At 69.4% G+C, this 15623-nt stretch carries 14 protein-coding genes; 7 read left to right on the top strand and 7 right to left on the bottom strand.

Going from position 1 to position 15623, the window contains the following annotated elements:
* Positions 1–190 precede the first annotated feature (190 nt).
* Positions 191–1969, top strand: a complete 1779-nt coding sequence (locus ACQPZP_RS22390) for a S1 RNA-binding domain-containing protein (RefSeq protein WP_433471691.1) — start codon at positions 191–193, stop codon at positions 1967–1969.
* A 230-nt stretch (positions 1970–2199) separates the two neighbouring features.
* Here ACQPZP_RS22390 and ACQPZP_RS22385 read toward each other — a convergent pair whose 3' ends face one another.
* The gene (locus tag ACQPZP_RS22385) at positions 2200–2838 is read right to left on the bottom strand and encodes a M15 family metallopeptidase (RefSeq protein WP_433471690.1); all 639 of its coding nucleotides are present in this window, start codon (positions 2836–2838) and stop codon (positions 2200–2202) included.
* Positions 2839–2924: 86 nt separating this feature from the next.
* On the opposite strand from ACQPZP_RS22385, the gene ACQPZP_RS22380 reads away from it, so the two are divergent.
* From ACQPZP_RS22380 to ACQPZP_RS22370, 3 genes are all read left to right on the top strand, one after another.
* On the top strand, positions 2925–3620 hold the full coding sequence (locus tag ACQPZP_RS22380; RefSeq protein WP_433471689.1) for a response regulator transcription factor: 696 nt from the start codon (positions 2925–2927) through the stop codon (positions 3618–3620).
* A gap of 10 nt (positions 3621–3630) precedes the next feature.
* Complete coding sequence (locus ACQPZP_RS22375; RefSeq protein ID WP_433471688.1) at positions 3631–4722, top strand: sensor histidine kinase; 1092 nt, start codon at positions 3631–3633, stop codon at positions 4720–4722.
* 1263 nt (positions 4723–5985) lie between these two features.
* Entirely contained in the window at positions 5986–6717 is a 732-nt protein-coding gene (locus ACQPZP_RS22370; protein ID WP_433471687.1) for a dienelactone hydrolase family protein, read from the top strand.
* Positions 6718–7101: 384 nt separating this feature from the next.
* On the opposite strand, the gene ACQPZP_RS22365 is transcribed toward ACQPZP_RS22370, so the two are convergent.
* The 3 genes from ACQPZP_RS22365 to ACQPZP_RS22355 all read right to left on the bottom strand — a co-directional run bounded on the left by ACQPZP_RS22365 (position 7102) and on the right by ACQPZP_RS22355 (position 10352).
* Entirely contained in the window at positions 7102–7686 is a 585-nt protein-coding gene (locus tag ACQPZP_RS22365; RefSeq protein WP_433471686.1) for a DUF4158 domain-containing protein, read from the bottom strand.
* A gap of 401 nt (positions 7687–8087) precedes the next feature.
* Complete coding sequence (locus ACQPZP_RS22360; RefSeq protein ID WP_433471685.1) at positions 8088–8690, bottom strand: VanZ family protein; 603 nt, start codon at positions 8688–8690, stop codon at positions 8088–8090.
* Positions 8691–8906: 216 nt separating this feature from the next.
* The gene (locus ACQPZP_RS22355) at positions 8907–10352 is read right to left on the bottom strand and encodes an MFS transporter (RefSeq protein ID WP_433471684.1); all 1446 of its coding nucleotides are present in this window, start codon (positions 10350–10352) and stop codon (positions 8907–8909) included.
* 107 nt (positions 10353–10459) lie between these two features.
* On the opposite strand from ACQPZP_RS22355, the gene ACQPZP_RS22350 reads away from it, so the two are divergent.
* Complete coding sequence (locus tag ACQPZP_RS22350) at positions 10460–10954, top strand: winged helix-turn-helix transcriptional regulator (RefSeq protein WP_433471683.1); 495 nt, start codon at positions 10460–10462, stop codon at positions 10952–10954.
* 13 nt (positions 10955–10967) lie between these two features.
* On the opposite strand, the gene ACQPZP_RS22345 is transcribed toward ACQPZP_RS22350, so the two are convergent.
* Positions 10968–12239 (bottom strand): MFS transporter, encoded by a 1272-nt coding sequence (locus ACQPZP_RS22345; protein WP_433471682.1) that lies wholly within the window; start codon positions 12237–12239, stop codon positions 10968–10970.
* 134 nt (positions 12240–12373) lie between these two features.
* Between ACQPZP_RS22345 and ACQPZP_RS22340 the strand changes: the two genes are divergently transcribed.
* A complete protein-coding gene (locus ACQPZP_RS22340; protein WP_433471681.1) occupies positions 12374–13309 on the top strand; it encodes a LysR family transcriptional regulator in 936 nt (311 codons plus the stop codon).
* A 146-nt stretch (positions 13310–13455) separates the two neighbouring features.
* Here ACQPZP_RS22340 and ACQPZP_RS22335 read toward each other — a convergent pair whose 3' ends face one another.
* Positions 13456–14643 (bottom strand): MFS transporter, encoded by a 1188-nt coding sequence (locus ACQPZP_RS22335; RefSeq protein ID WP_433471680.1) that lies wholly within the window; start codon positions 14641–14643, stop codon positions 13456–13458.
* A gap of 125 nt (positions 14644–14768) precedes the next feature.
* On the opposite strand from ACQPZP_RS22335, the gene ACQPZP_RS22330 reads away from it, so the two are divergent.
* On the top strand, positions 14769–15119 hold the full coding sequence (locus tag ACQPZP_RS22330; protein WP_433471679.1) for an ArsR/SmtB family transcription factor: 351 nt from the start codon (positions 14769–14771) through the stop codon (positions 15117–15119).
* A 36-nt stretch (positions 15120–15155) separates the two neighbouring features.
* On the opposite strand, the gene ACQPZP_RS22325 is transcribed toward ACQPZP_RS22330, so the two are convergent.
* Positions 15156–15578: a hypothetical protein gene (locus ACQPZP_RS22325; protein ID WP_433471678.1), complete on the bottom strand. Its 423-nt coding sequence runs from the start codon at positions 15576–15578 to the stop codon at positions 15156–15158.
* Positions 15579–15623: the final 45 nt, after the last annotated feature.

Here is a 15623-nt window from a genome sequence, read left to right as displayed (position 1 = left end):
CCGCTGAACCGGCCGTTCGTACGAATGTCACGGCAAGTCGATCGACTGCCACTGTGCGCAGGTCTTCTGACATTCGTGAAGCGGACCTCGGAAACTGACATTGGGTTCCCGGGTCCGTTTCCGGGGCGGGCTTGATCATGGGAGTCTGGGCGGCATGCGTCCTTCGCGGATCTATGTCCGTGGTCTGCCCTTGCCCGTTCTGCTGATCGAGTTGATGGCCTCCGGAGGCTGGCCGGCTCAAGACGACACACGGCTGCGCGCCGTCATGCCGTGGTTCGAGGACCCGGTGGATCTCCTTGCGGACGTGCATCAGATAGGGCGTGAATCCGCGTCCCTCGACAGGATCACCGACCACCACGCCACCGCCGAGCTCTTCCGGCAGGCCCGCGGCAGCCAGGCCACCGATCTGGTCGAGCTTCCCTGGCTCGATGCCGATCTGGCCGTGCTGATCGGGGTCAACCGCAACCCCGGGGACGACGTCGCCATCGCATTGGACTACCGGACCGGCAGCGACGATCCGAGGGTCGTCGCCAGCGACTGGTGGACCGACCCGCACCGGTGCGCCTGGCGGGTCGTCGCGCCGACGTTCTCGGCGTTCGCTGCAGCCTTGGGCCTCTCCGCGCAGCGTCGCTACCGGTACATCGGACCGGACGAGATCCGCATGCAGATCTGGTCGGACGGGAGGGGGCAGCCGATCACCTCGCCCGGCGATCTCTCCGCGTGGCTCGCCCGGCAGGACGTCCCGGAGCGTGAGGAACCCTTCACCTTCGTCATCGACGAGACCCTGACACTGCGCGTCGCCCCGCGGCGCAGCGAGCATGTCGTCTGCGCGGGCGGTGAGCCGGTGCTGAGCGCCGGCGAGATCACCTTCGCGGGGAGCGGTGAGGGCTGGCGGGTGAGCGAGATCAGTAACCAGTCGACCGGCTATTGCCCGGACTTGGACTCGTGGACCGCGGTTCAGGCGGCCCTCGGAAATGCCGGCCTCGATCACCCGGGGTCCTTCACGGTGCCGTTCGTCTTCCGGCGATGCATGTGCTGCGGCCAGCTCAACATCGTGAAGGACGACCACTACGCCTGTGCGATGTGCGACGGGCCGCTGCCCGCCGCCTGGAACGCTGACGCGCCCGGCGAACCGCCGCCTCGATCGGGGAGCGAGGTCGCCGTCGGTGACGTCGTCTCGGGGACGGTCGTGGCCGACCAGCGGCCGTACGGGCCGCGCATGCGGCTCGACGGAGACGCCTCATCAATGCCCGCGCGCATCAGGGACTTCCCGTGGGAGGGAACGCGGTCTGACGCGGTCAAAGTCGGCCGGCGCGTCACGGCCGAAGTCGTCTCCGTCGACAAGGCCGCCGGGCGGGTCTGGCTGTCCCTTGCTGCGACCGAGCATCCCGAACTCTGGCGCTTCTTGAAGGGACTGCGCACCGGCGACGTGCTCACCGGCAGGGTCGCCGACATCCAGAACTTCGGCGTGTTCATCACTCTGGACGAAGGCCCGCGGCACCCGGTCTATCCCGGGGTCGGGTTCGTCACGATCCCCGAACTGACGTGGGAGCACTTCGACGAGGCGGCCGACGTCGTCCGCGTCGGCCAGCGCGTCCGCGGGGAGTTTCTCGCCTTCGACACCAGTAACGGCGAGGCCCGGCTTTCCTTGCGCTCGTTGCGTCCGGACCCGTTCCAGGTGTTCGCCGACAGCGTCGTTGAAGGGCAGCGCCTCACCGGCACCGTCACCAAGATCGTTCCATTCGGGGTGTTCGTCGAAGTCGCCCACGGTGTCCAGGGCCTCATTCACAAGGACGAGCTCGCCGACGTCCCGGTCGATTCGCCCCAGCAGGTCGCCGAGCCGGGCGACGACGTCCAGGTCACCATCATCGGCTTGGACCGCGACCAGCGCCGTCTGCACCTATCCCGCAGACGCACAAGCCACGATCCGAACACGGCCGAGATCGAGAGACCGGCACAAGGTGAGTGACATCCAGCCGTTGAACAGCCGGTGCCTCGACGCCCTCAGCGAACTACCGCCGGACCGGGCCGTCTCTTCGGACGACCGTGCACCATAGAGGCGAGCGTGGTGAAGGAGCTCTGGAGTCCTGCCCCAGACACCAGCCGCAAGGCAGCGAGATGATCAGGTGCTCGCCGCCGTGGCGACCTGCTCGTCGTGTTCGCGGACCATTCGCTTGACGGGTAGGTGGGCACTGCCGGTCACTGCCGCATCCTCGGGTCCTGTGTGGGATCGGCATACATGTGCGGGCAATCATGATCGATCGCATTGGTGCGCAGTTCGTAGTGCCAGGGTTCGTTCCTGTAGATCTGGCACAGTCCGTACTCGGCGCCGTGCTCGGACAGCCACGCCGTGGCATTGGACCGCCCGATGTCGATCGCGTCCCCCGACACGTGAGGAGACGTGTCCGCAGTGGCCACCCATCGGGCTGCTTCCTCTTCCGAGCCGTACTTCGAGACCGCCTCACGAAGAAGCTGGTTCTGGCGCTCCGGAGAACGCCAGCCGCTGTTGACGTAGAACTTGACGCCGTCGTCGGCGGCATCCGTCGCCGCTGCGCGCAGGGCCCGGAGTAGATCGGGGTCGAGGTTGGCCACGGCGGGATAGCCGTCGTCAAACACCGTCACGCCGTCCGGGACGGCGCCGCCCGCGCCGAGGGAACCAGGGCGCTCACTGCGCGGAGCAATCGGGGAGGGCGGTGATGGGGCCGAGGAGGATGAGGCATTCTGCGACTGGTAGCCGAGCGCTGCGGCGATCGCTGCAATGACGACTATCAGGCCGGCGGCAAGGATCCTGGGAATCCCGCGGGTCGTTGTTCGTGCTGATTGTGGAGTTCGAGTCATGCCGCCAGTCAAGGCAGCGTGGTGTTGCCGACTCGTATGTGGTTTTCGATACGCCGACAATATGCACCGGCTCGTACCATCGGAGCATGCGCGTATTGATCGCCGAGGACGAGCCCTATATGGCGGAAGCCATCCGCGACGGCCTGCGCCTGGAAGCGATCGCCGCCGACATCGCCGGTGACGGCGACACGGCTCTGGAACTGTTGAGCGTCAACGCCTACGACATCGCCGTCCTCGACCGGGACATCCCCGGACCTACCGGTGACGAGATCGCCAAACGCATCGTCGCCTCCGGCAGCGGCATGCCGATCCTCATGCTCACCGCCGCCGACCGGATCGACGACAAGGCCTCGGGTTTCGAGCTCGGCGCCGACGACTACCTCACCAAACCGTTCGAGCTCCAAGAGCTCGTGCTCAGGCTCAGAGCACTCGACCGCAGGCGCGCGCACCACAGGCCGCCGGTGCGGGAGATCGCGGGTCTGCGGCTGGACCCGTTCCGCAGGGAGGTCTACCGTGACGGCCGCTTCGTCGCGCTGACCAGGAAGCAGTTCGCCGTGCTCGAAATCCTCATCGTCGCCGAAGGCGGTGTCGTCAGCGCCGAGGAACTCCTGGAACGCGCGTGGGACGAGAACGCCGACCCGTTCACCAACGCCGTGCGCATCACCGTCTCGGCACTCCGCAAGCGTCTCGGCGAGCCCTGGATCATCGCCACCATGCCAGGCGTCGGCTACCGCATCGACACGCAACCCGAGGCCGGACGCGAGGGAGAAGACCGTGGATAGAGCGCCTGGGTTGAGCGTTCGCCTCAAACTCACCCTCACCTACGCCGGATTCCTCATGCTTGCCGGCGCCCTGCTGCTCGCGGCGGTGTGGGTGTTCCTCCTGCGTTACGTCCCTGAGCGTGCGCTCATCGTCCCGGGTGACACCACCAATCATGCTGTCTTCCCCGTCCGGTCCAACCTCCTGCGCGTTTTTGGACCGAGGGCGGCCGCAGTACTGGCGTTCCTGCTGGTGTTCGGCCTCGCGGGAGGGTGGATCCTCGCCGGCCGGATGCTCGCTCCGCTGACCCGAATCGCGGACGCCACACGCATGGCCACGAACGGATCTCTTTCCCATCGGATCCGGCTACCGGGCCGCAATGATGAGTTCCGCGAACTCGCCGACGCCTTCGACACGATGCTCGCTCGGCTTGAAGCACACGTCGCCGAACAGCGGAGATTCGCGGCCAACGCCTCCCACGAACTGCGGACCCCGCTGGCGATCTCGAAGACACTTCTCGACGTGGCGCGCACCGATCCGAACCACGACACCGGCGAAATCATCGACCGCCTCCACGCCGTCAACACCCGGGCGATCGACCTCACCGAGGCACTGCTCCTGCTCAGCCGCGCTGACCAGCGATCCTTCACCCGAGAACACGTCGACCTGTCACTCATAGCGGAAGAGGCCACCGAAACACTCCTCCCCCTCGCCGAGAAGCGCGGCGTCACCATCAAGACCTGCGGCGACATCACCCCCACGATCGGATCGCAAGCGCTCCTGCTGCAGCTGACCTTGAACCTCGTGCACAACGCGATCGTCCACAACCTGCCTGAACAGGGCGCCGTGCAGGTCAACACCAGCGTCCGTTCCAAGACCGCGGTGCTCACTGTCGAAAACACCGGCGAGAAGCTCTCCCCACAACTGGCCTCGACACTCACCGAACCCTTCCAGCGCGGCACCGAACGCATACACACCGACCACGCAGGCGTCGGCCTCGGCTTGGCAATCGTCAAAACCATCACCCACGCACACGACGGAACACTCACCCTCAACCCGCGCCCTGCCGGCGGGATCTGCATCACTGTGGAACTACCCGCGATAACCCCGCACACCGACAGGTAACCAATCAGAAAACTGATGCGAGGCCACACAAGATCGACCGATTCGGCTTCGGCTCCGATGCCATCTCAGAGCATTTTCGATTCTCCTTCGTTCGTCTTGCCCCGTCATAAAAACGATCCTTTGCCGACAAGCCCCAGCGGCCGGGGTTCGCTCAGCGCCGGTCTCGTCCTCTCCAGCTCGGGCCCGTCCAGCAGCCGCGCGCGGGTAGGACCAGCGGTGCGGGGGCGAGGTGAACACGTCGCGCCGGTTCAGGGCCCGGTGCCACTGCTCCAGCACGCACACCACGTACGCGTTGCGGTCGTCCGCCCCCTGGGGCAGATCAGGGTTGGCATAGACGGCACCGCGCCAGGCCGGCGGCAAGCTTGTCATCCACCTCGCGCGCAAGGTCGCTCACCTTCCGCTGAGCCAGCGCTCGGAGACAGCACCCGCGGCCAGGACCGGGCGCCGCCCGTCGCAGCTGGCAGTGCTTTCGACTCACCCAGCAGCGCCAGGAACGGCTTCACCGTGATGTGCCGGGTGGCCAGGGCCGACCGCATCGCGGGCTGGGCCGAATCCTCGTCAGCGGCCGGCGCAACCGCTCCAGCTCCGAGCACTGCCTGCCTCCGGCGTCTTCAGCGTGGTCACCAGGTCACGCGGCAGTGCCGGGTCCGCCCGCCGGGTGGCCTTGGCGACCGTGGAGTGCAAGCGCTTCTCCCCGACCTTGCGGGCCTCCAACACCTGCCGGGCCAGCACACTCCGTCCGCCGGCAGCGCCCGGTGACGGCGCAGCCAGCCCACCGCCTGGTTGAACAGCGTCTTCGGACGCTCGGTGTACCGCACCTCGACGCCGAGCTGCGCGGCCATCGGCGAACGTCGCGTACGCCTTGGCTTGCTCATCTTCCAGAAACTCCACCGGCACGACCGGACCTCAGCGAACGAGCGGATCATGCACCAAACGACGCTCCACTCGGGAAGCCGATGAGGCACCGAGTAGCTCTGCGTAGTGTTCAGTTTTCGCCACGCCGCGATCACGTCACAGGCCGAAGCGCTTATCCACACGGCCTTGGCCCTTAGGCGAGTGGCTCCGTGGCATCCGGCCACGGAGCCTCAGTAAAACCCGTTGGCGAACCACGACGACCACTGCTACTTTGCCGGAGGCCGTGCCAGAGAACGAGGAGGTGGTACCCGTGAACACAGTATCGACATGGGTGCTCCCCTCTGGGGTCACGGTCGGACGATAGGTCGTCCGGGAGCGCCGTTCAGAGCACTCCCGAAAGGCACGACCATGCAATTCACCTCCGAGCAGCGCCTCGACGACGGCGTCCTCGAACGCGAATTCACCCTTGGCGAGATCCCCGGCATCCTGTGGACGCCCGCATCCGCATCCGCACCGGCGCAGCTGATCCTGATCGGCCACCCCGGCGGACTGCAGAGGATGTACCCCCGACTGGTGGCCAGGGCCCGGCACTCCGCGGCGGACGGCTTCGCCGCGGCCACCATCGAGCTCCCCGGAAGCGGTGACCGGCCCCGCTCGGCCGCCGCCGAGCAGGCCCGCGCCGACCTGCAGCGGACGCTGGAGGCCGGCGAGCCGGTCGACGAGGAAATCGTCGACCGGCTCATCCTGCCGCTGGTCGAAAAGGCGGTCCCGGAGTGGCAGGCCGTCCTGGACGCCCTCCTTTCGCTGCCCGAGATCGGCGGCCCGGTCGGGTACTCGGGGGGAGTGATCGCCATCGGCGTCCGGCTGGCGGTGGTCGAGCCGCGCATTTCGGCCGCCGTTCTGTTCGCCGGGAGTTTCGTGCCCCGCACCATGTTCGAGGAGGCCCGGCAGGTCACCATTCCGCTGCACGTCCTGCTGCAGTGGGACGACGAAGGGAACGACCGGCAGGCGGCCCTGGACCTGTTCGACGCCTTCGGCTCCAAGGAGAAGACGCTGCACGCCAATATGGGCGGGCACACCGGCGTCCCGCAGTTCGAGGGGGACCCCGCGGCGCGGTTCTTCACCCGGCATCTGAGCTAGCCGCCGACCACCCCCGCCGTCACGTCCGGCCGACAACAGACGGTAGGTGGTGCCGATCAGGACGCCGCTCATCGAGGACAGGCCCCGGCCCTCCTCGATGGCGGTGGCCGACAGATGCACAACCGCCCCGACCGCGGCGGTACCACCGCGGTCGGGGCGGCGCCCGGCCACCAGCGCCTCCATCAGCTGGACCACGCCGTCATCCACTCGGCCCCGGACCTTGCCGATCGCCGGGCAGGCGACCGACTCGACCACCAGCGCCCGGGCCAGGCCGGGGTCGGCGACCAGCAACCGGCCGTCTGCGAACCGCAGCGCAACATGGAGCACCATGCCAATTTCCACGCCCGAACGCCGGTCACAGACCGTAGTGACTACTATGCAGGGCTACTTAGGTCTCATCGCAGCTTCCCGAGCGGAAGGCCTAACGACCATGATGGTTCCCGGCGCCAACGGCTGTACCGAAGTTCCAAGGCCGAGCACGTCCAGGGAATCGTCGATCGAGGCCGCCCCCAAGTGCCGGACCGTGGCCGGCAGCATCGCAGTCTGCCGCCGCACTTCCAGTTCCCGCACCGACACCCGCCGGTCTTCCGGCACCTGGAGCAGGCAGCGCAGCGCCACAGCCATCTCGACGGGCGTCCGCTCGGCCAGCAGAACGCGCAGCCGGAAGTTCTCGGCCCGACGCACCTCGCTGACCAGCCGGGTCAGCGTCGTGATCACAGCGGGCAGCAAGATCCCGGCCTCTGGCACGTACACCACCGCCCGGGTCGGACGACGGGCGTCGGCCGAGGCCCATACCCGTCCCGCGATGAACGCCTGCACGTCCTGCTCCTGCTCCCGGTCGGCGCACTCCGGCAACCCCAGCAGGTCGCGGATCTCCCAGGCATGCTCATAGGCGGTCTTGGGCCGAGCCAGGTAGGCTGGCGCGCACGCCTGATCGACCTCCGCCTGCTCGGCGGCGAACTCGACCACCTCCGCCGGCACCCTTCAGCGGAGTGTCCGGCGGTACGTCCCCGGCATCCGGACCATGCCCCCACTACACCGCCCAGCCCGACTTCGTCGCCGGGCGCCGCCTGCTCGCCACCATCGCCCGCGCCTTGGCATTCAGACGGAAGGACTGCTCCAGCCCGCCGACCGTCACCTCACCACGAAACCGCCGATACCGCCCTGCTGGTCCGACAAGAAATCAACTGGTATGTCCAGGAACGTAGAGCCCCGCCAACCGCACCAAGCCCGTCGGACCTCCACCGAAATCCGGTCCGATCCTCTTCGCGGGCCGGCCCCGAGGGCGAGGTGGCAGTCCGCCGCAGCGTGTGCCCCGGCCACCCCCAAGGGACGCTGACCGGGGCCGGTCAAGGTCGGTCTGACGACGCTCAGGCTGTAGCGCGCCACCAGCGGCGCGATGCCAGGGCGGCCAGTCCGGCGCCGGCGGTGTTGAGCAGTACGTCGTCCACGGAGGACACCCGGTCCAGCCGCAGGACGTACTGCGCGGCCTCGACCAGGACCGAGCAGCCTGCCGCGAGCGCCAGGATCCGCGGTACCGATGCCAGGGCCGCGAAGCGCAGCGGGGCGAGAAACCCCAGCGCCGCGAACACCAGAAGGTTGCCCACGATCTGGCCCGTATCCATCGTGAGCAGGTCCCGCAGCGGTACCAGGCTCACGACGGCGCCGGCCTCGTCGCCCGGCAGCATGATCATCCAGACCCACGGCACCGTCCCGTAGACGATGCCGACCTCGGCCAGCGACATCTGCCAGGCCGATGTGACTCCGGCGGCACTCCGACGGCGTGCCAGAGCCCACACCGCCAGCGCGGCGAACGGCAGTGCGGCCACCGTGATGAGTGCCACGCCGTTGAACGTGCCGACCAAGACGTACCACCCTGGCCTGCGGATCGGCATGTAGAGGATCTTCAACACCGTGTCGGCCGGGCCGAACACAGCGATCGCCGCACCGAGGATCGCCAGACTGACGATCACGATCCTGCGTGTACGACGGGCTGGAGCTGACAATGATGCGCCGTGGTCCATGCCTGCATTGAAGCCGGAGGACAATATCGCGGGCGTATGCGTTTTTCGATGCGCCCGCGATACACGGATTCCCCGGCCTCAAGGAAGCGGCGCAAGCCGGCAGTGGGACGGCGCCGCCGCTGGTGATCTCGACAGCCCAGCGAAGCCGCACCATCGGTCCTCTTCTCAGGCGGCGGTCGTGGTGGACCTGGCCGGGGTGGTCGCGTCCGGTGGCGTGTCGTCCGGTACGGCGGGCGCACGGAGGCCGAACGCGATGACGGTCGCGCCGAGCACCGCCGCCGTCACGGGAACGATCAGCGCGGTGCGCAGGGCGTCCAGGCCCGAGCCGGCGGCGACGCTGACGGCGGTGACGGCCGACAGCCCGAGCGCTGTGCCGAACTGCATGGAGGTGTAGAGCAGGCCGCCCGCCAAGCCATGCTCGTCCTCGGCGACGCCGTCAGTGGCTGCCATGGTCAGCGGACCGTACGCCAGGGAGAAGGCCAGCCCGAGCAGGAGCAGCGCCGGGAGCATGGCTGCGTAGGTCCAGTCCATACCGACGGGAAGGAACAGCGCGTACGCGGCCGCGGCGAGCACGATGCCGCCGAACAGCACGCGGGTGTTGCCGAAGCGGTTCACCAGGCGCGGCGTCAGGACGGGCGCGAGAACGGTGTCGATGCCGATCACCAGCATGGCCATGCCGGTCTGCATCGTGTTCCAGCCGCGCAGCTCCTGGAAGTACAGGGTGGCCAGGAACTGGAAGCCCGCGAACGCGGCCAGGAACAGCAGCGCGGCCACGTTCACGCGCACCAGCGGCCCCGTCCGCAGGATGCCCATCCGCAGAAGTGGGGACGAAGACCGCTGCTCGACCGCGGTGAACAGCCCCAGCAGAGCGAGTCCTGCGGCGAACACGCCGGCGGTCAGACCGGGGCCGTCGCCTGCGTGCTCCAGCCGGACCACCCCGTACACCAGCAGCAGCATCGCTCCGGTTATGGTGAACGCCCCCGCCAGGTCGAAACCGCCCGAGGGGCGCTTGCCGGCCGTGTCGCGGACGAGGGCCAGGGCCGCCACCAGGATCAGCGCCGACAGGATGACCGGTGCGAAGAACACCCATCGCCAGCCGAACGAGGCGAGCGCGCCGCCCGCGACCACGCCGAGTGAGAACCCGCCCGCCGCCGTCCCCGCGTACACCCCGAGCGCTTTGGTGCGCGCCGGCCCCTCCGGAAAGTTGGATGTGACCAGCGCCAGCCCGGCGGGGGCCATGAAGGCGGCCGCGACCCCCGTGACGAACCGGGCGACCAGCAGCGTCCAGCCCTCGGTGGCGAGCCCGCCGAGCCCGGAGAAGACCAGGAAGACCGCCAGCCACAGCAGGAACATCCGGCGGTGGCCGAGCAGGTCGGCGGCGCGTCCGCCCAGCAGCATGAACCCGCCGTAGCCCAGCACGTAGGCGCTGACGACCCCGCTGAGCATCCCGGTGGACAGGCCCAGGTCGGCGCGGATCGACGGCAGCGCCAGATTGAGCATCGCCACGTCGATCCCCTCCAGGAAGATCGCGCCGCACAGCACCAGCAGGACGCCCCACGCACGCCCCGCAAGGCGGGCCGGCCCATCGGCTCCATTGACGGAATCGGACATCGGTACCCGGCTTCCTCTTGTCGCGGGAACCGGTCCCGGGGTGGTTCCCCGAGTGCCTGCCGGTTCCCTCTTGTAACCGACAGCATCGTCAGGCACCATCAGTGATCATGGAAGACGGCACTCTCGAGTCCCTCGGTTACTGCGCGGATACCGGCGTAGACGACGACGTTCTCCAGTGGGACCAGCGCGCCGACTGCGAGGTGCGGCAGATCCTCGACCGCGTCGCCGACAAGTGGTCGCTCCTGGTGATCGCGCTGCTGGACAAGCGCAGCCTGCGGTTCACCGAGTTGCGCCGCGCGATCGACGGGGTCAGCCAGCGGATGCTGACCCGCACTCTGCGGCATCTGGAACGCGACGGGCTGGTGAGCCGGACGGTGCACCCGACCGTCCCGCCGCGTGTGGACTACGCGCTGACGCCGATGGGCGCGACGCTTCACAGCACCATCCGCGCCCTGGTCGTCTGGACCGAGGAACACCAGAACGCCATCGCCGCGGCCCGCGCCGCCTACGACCGCCGAGCCGCCGCGGAGCAGGCGGCCGCCGAACGCGAGGCGGCCGAACGCGACGCCGTGGCCCGCGCCGTCCTGCCGGCCAGGGGCTGACCGGCAATGGTTGTCAGGCGCGGGTGGTTGCCGGGTCCGGCTCGGACGAGACAGGTGCCGCCGCGCGGCGAGGAAGGAGCAGCGGGGTCGCCAGGAGGAGCACGCCGGCCAGGCCGATGGCCGTACGCGGGCCGAGCAGCCCGCCCAGCACCCCCCAGACGGCGGTCAGGAGTGCGGTCGAGGCCTTGGTCGTCACCGCCCAGGCGGACAGCGTCCGGGTGACCCGGTCGGTCGCGGTGCGCTCAAGGCGGTAGGTGGCGGAGACGGGATTGAAGACCCCGCAGCAGAAGATGAGCCCGAGCTCGACGCCGATCACCAGCAGCAGCCCTCCGGTTCCCGGCCCCAGGAAGGCCAGGCCGACGGGCCAAAGGGCGCGCAGCGCCCCGGCCGCGACCAGGACCCGGTGCTGCCCGAGCCGGGTGACGAGCGGTCGGGCCAGCCGCGAGCCGACCAGCCCGCCGATCGCGGGCGCCGCGAAGGCGAGGCCGTACTGCCATGGCGTGAACCCGAGTCGGCCGAGCATCAGGACGGCCAGCAGCGGTTGGGCGGCCATCACCAGGCCGTTGAACAGGACGGTGTTGAAGAACAGCCGGCGCAGCGCCGCGTCGGCGAGGATGTACCGCCAGCCGTCGAGCAGGTCCCCGGCCCGCATGCGTGCGGCCTCCCGGCGTTCGGGCCGCGGCTCGTGCCCGCCCATCGCGCGGATGCCCAGGGCCGAGAGCAGGTAGCTGACCGCGTCGGCCAGCACCGTCGCCACCGGACCGAGGAGCCCGATCGCCACGCCGCCCAGCGGGGGTCCGATCACCGTGGTCGTCCAGGCCGTGGACTCGAATCGGGCGTTGGCGACGAGCAGGTCCTCGGCCGGCAGCAGTGTCTTCAGGTAAGCGCCCGAGGCGGCACGGAAGGTGATGTCGGCCGCCGCGACGACGACCGAGACCAGCAGGAGCTGGAGGAAGGTGAGCACGCCGAACGCGAACGCGGTGGGGATCGTCAGCAGCGCCGCGAACCGTGCCAGGTCCATCGCGATCAGCATCGGCCGCTTGCGGCGGAACTCCACCCACGGGCCGAGCGGCACCGCCATGGCCGCGCCTACCGCCGTCCCCGCGGAGGAGAGTGCGGCGACCTCGGCCGGTCCGGCGTGCAGCACCTGGATGGCGATCAGCGGGAACGCGCCGAAGGCGAGCCATGTGCCGAGCGCGCTGGTCCCGTACGCTGCCCAGAGCCACCCGAACGGCCGTCCCAGCCGATGCCCGAGCAGCTGTCCCTGCCGGTGCCCGCTCCTCATGTCCGATGCCCCTCGCCGCTTACCCGCACAACTGATCCGCGTCCGAATGCATCAAAGCGAGCGGTATTGCAAGGGGTCAAACAACCACGAGGCCATGCAGCTACAACTGGAGGTTGTGTCTATAGGGTATCGGCATGGACCTCGACATCGTCCGGACCTTCGTCGTCGCCGCCGAGGCGGGGCGGTTCCAGGAGGCCGCCGCCGAGCTGGCGGTCACCCAGCAGGCCGTCTCCAAGCGCATCGCCGCGCTGGAGCGCGACCTCGGCGTGCGGCTGTTCACCCGCACCCCGCGCGGCGCCGAGCTCACTATCGACGGGCAGGCGTTCCTGCCGCACGCGCGCGAGTTGCTGCGCGTCGCCGAGCGCGCGGTCGCGTCCGTGCGCACCGGCCGCCGTCCGCTGCGCGTCGACGTGATCGCCTCGCGCGGCGCGGCGACGGGCCTGATGCGCGGCTTCCACCGCGCGCACCCCGAGGTCGAGCTCGACGTGGTGATGCTGTTCGACATCGAGACGGCCGTCGCCGCCATCCGGTCCGGTGCGATCGACGCGTCCTTCCGCGCCGTCGCCGTGCCCGGCCGGCCCCTCCCGCAGGACATCGAGTCCGTCCGGGTGCTCGACGAGCCGCTCCAGCTCCTCACCGGACCGGCCCACGCGCTGGCGAGCGCCCGGTCGGTGACCATCGCCGAGCTCGCCGGGCACCGGATCTGGATGCCCGGCCTCGTCGCCGGCACCGAGTGGGCCGCCTACTACGACGACCTCGTCGCCGAGTTCGGCCTCACCATCGAGGCGACCGGCCCCAACTTCGGCTCCGACGCGCTCCTCGACACCGTCGCCGACACCCCTGCCCTGGCCACGTTCATGGGCGGGCAGACCCGCCTCGTGTGGCCCGCCGACCATGGCCTGCGCCGTATCCCGGTGACCGACCCCACGCCCGTGTATCCGCACTCGCTGCTCTGGCACCGCGACAACCCCCACCCAGCGCTGGCCACCCTCCGCGCCCACCTCGCCGACACAGCGGCCCGCCGCGACGACGTCGGCACCTGGGCGCCGAGCTGGGTGAATCCGCGTTAGACGACCTCTCCCCCGGCCGCACTGCCGTGCCCGGGCGGTGAACGTCCCGTTCGACTGCTCATCAGCTGAACCTCCACAGGCGCGGCTGGACGGTCGCCGGCATGGAGCCTCGCCCGGCGGCCTTCTCCGCGGACCCCGGCGGCGCGTCACGCTTCTGCCTTCTCCGAGGTGGACAGGGTCGGCTGATGGGCTGCGGGCACACGGTGGCGTGCGGTTGTCAGGTGGTAGAGCAGCCCCAGGGTCGTGACACCGGCGGCCGGCAGCCCGAGCGCGGCGGGCACGATGGCGAACCACTCCTGGGCCATTCCGCCCAGGCCGCCGCCGAGGCCTATCCCGACGTAGATGGCCGAGGAGTTGAGGCCGAGAAGAACCGGTGCTGCGGCCGGGCTGAGGGCGATGAGCCGGTGCTGTTGGGGCACGACGACGACGCCCAGGGCCGCACCCCAGATCGCGGCCCATGCCAGGGTGGACACGAGTGTGGCGGTCGCCACCGAAGTGAGGGCAAGGGCGATGGCGGCGATGATGAGGGGACCGGTCAACACGTGCGCTGGGTCGTGCCGGTCCACCAGCCGTCCGGCGATGATGTTTCCGGTGAGGACGCCGATCCCCCAGGCCAGCAAGATGACGGTGAGCAGCGATTCGGAGCCGCCGGTCGCATCCTGTAGTGCCGGGCCGATGTAGGTGTAGAGGGTGTAGGCGCCAAGGAAGACCAGCGCGGTGACGGCCAGCAGCGCGAGGACTCGGCCCTGCTTGAGCGGGCGCAGCCGGTCGCCCAGTGAGGCGGCGGGGAGCCTCACCTTGGGCAGGCCGGCGGCGATTCCCAGGACCGCGACGAGGCCGATCCCGGCGACGGCCCAAAGGGTGATGTGCCAATCGGTACGGCCGATCAGCGTGCCGAGCGGAAGACCCAACGCCGTTGCCAACGTGAGGCCGCCCAGCACGAAGGCCAGTGCCCTGCCTCGGCGTTCCGGGGGTGCGATCGCCCCCGCGGTGCTGGAGGCGGCGGAGTTGATCATCCCCGCCCCGGCCGCGGTGACGATGCGAGCGATCATCACTACCCGATAGGTGGTGCCCAGGGCGGTGACGGCGTTGCCGACCACGAAGACGCTCAACGCGATCAGCAGCGCGGTCCGCCTGTCCAGTCCACTGGTGAGCGCGCCCATGACGGGTGCTGACAGAGCCATCACCAGGGCGAACACCGTCACCAGCTGCCCGGCGGCGGGAGTGGAGACCTGCAGGTCGGTGGCGATGGCGGGGAGCAGGCCCGCGATGACGTAACCGTCGGTGCCGACGGCAAAGGTCGCCAGGGCCAGGGGAAGAAGTCGCTTCAACACCGGGTGGTGCCGCCTTTCCAGAGGAACCTCGGAAGTACCGAGCGGAACCCTAGGCAATATATGGATGCTTGTCCATGTATCCATGCGTTGGTAGTGTGCGGGTGTGCGGAACACAGGGGGCGGCGATGCGTGAGGTGTCACAGCCGGCGACCGAGGCCATCCGCCTGGTGGAGGTGCTGCGCGCTCTGGCCGATCCGGTGCGGCTGGACCTCGTCCTGCGGCTGGACCAGATGGGCGAGGACTTCTGCAACGCGATCGGCGCCGAAATCGACGTGCATCAGACGACGCTGTCGCACCACTACCGCGTGCTGCGCGAGGCCGGCGTCACGTGGACGAAAGTGCAGGGCCGGTCCCGGCTGGTCCGGCTGCGCAGAGAGGACCTCGACGCCCTGTTCCCCGGCCTGCTCGACTCTGTACTGAGCGCACAGCGCCAAACACGCGACACCGCGACCACCGGCTCCGTCGAGGCGCCGTAGGCGCCGGCTCCCCCGGCAGGCACACCGGGCGGGATATCAAGGCCCACCGCCCGGCTGCGTCACCGGCGCGGCGCCCGCCAGCGGGGTGTGGAGCCGGCCGTAGCGCATTCGGCCTGCCAAGCGGACGTGCAACGTCTCCGGCGTGTCGTCGCCCGCGCCCCTGCCGATCGCCAGTTCGTTGTGCCGCACCGACACCTCGTTGGCGTCCACCACCAAGCCCCGGGGCGAGCACCGGGCGGCCAGCGCCGTGTAAAAGGTGCCTGACAGCAAGCCGATGTGCTTTATCAGGTCGATGTCTTGCTTATTCCAGTCGGCGGCGAGAAGGGCGAGGCCGATGATGGTCGAGCACTGGTCGGGGCTGTGGCGGACCAGCCAGCGGCCTGCCTCCTGGACGCGTTCGCGGTCCGCGCGCAACGCCGCGGCGGTGATGTGGTCGTTGCAGTGGACAGGGACGTCCACGTCGTGGAAGGCCCATGTCAGCTCGTCCGGTGTGGCCTCGGGCCG

The organism is Spirillospora sp. CA-142024 (assembly GCF_050942325.1).
Taxonomy (GTDB): Bacteria; Actinomycetota; Actinomycetes; order Streptosporangiales; family Streptosporangiaceae; genus Spirillospora.
The sequence above is the reverse complement of the archived record's forward strand: the minus strand, read 5'-3'. Positions and strand labels throughout refer to the sequence as shown.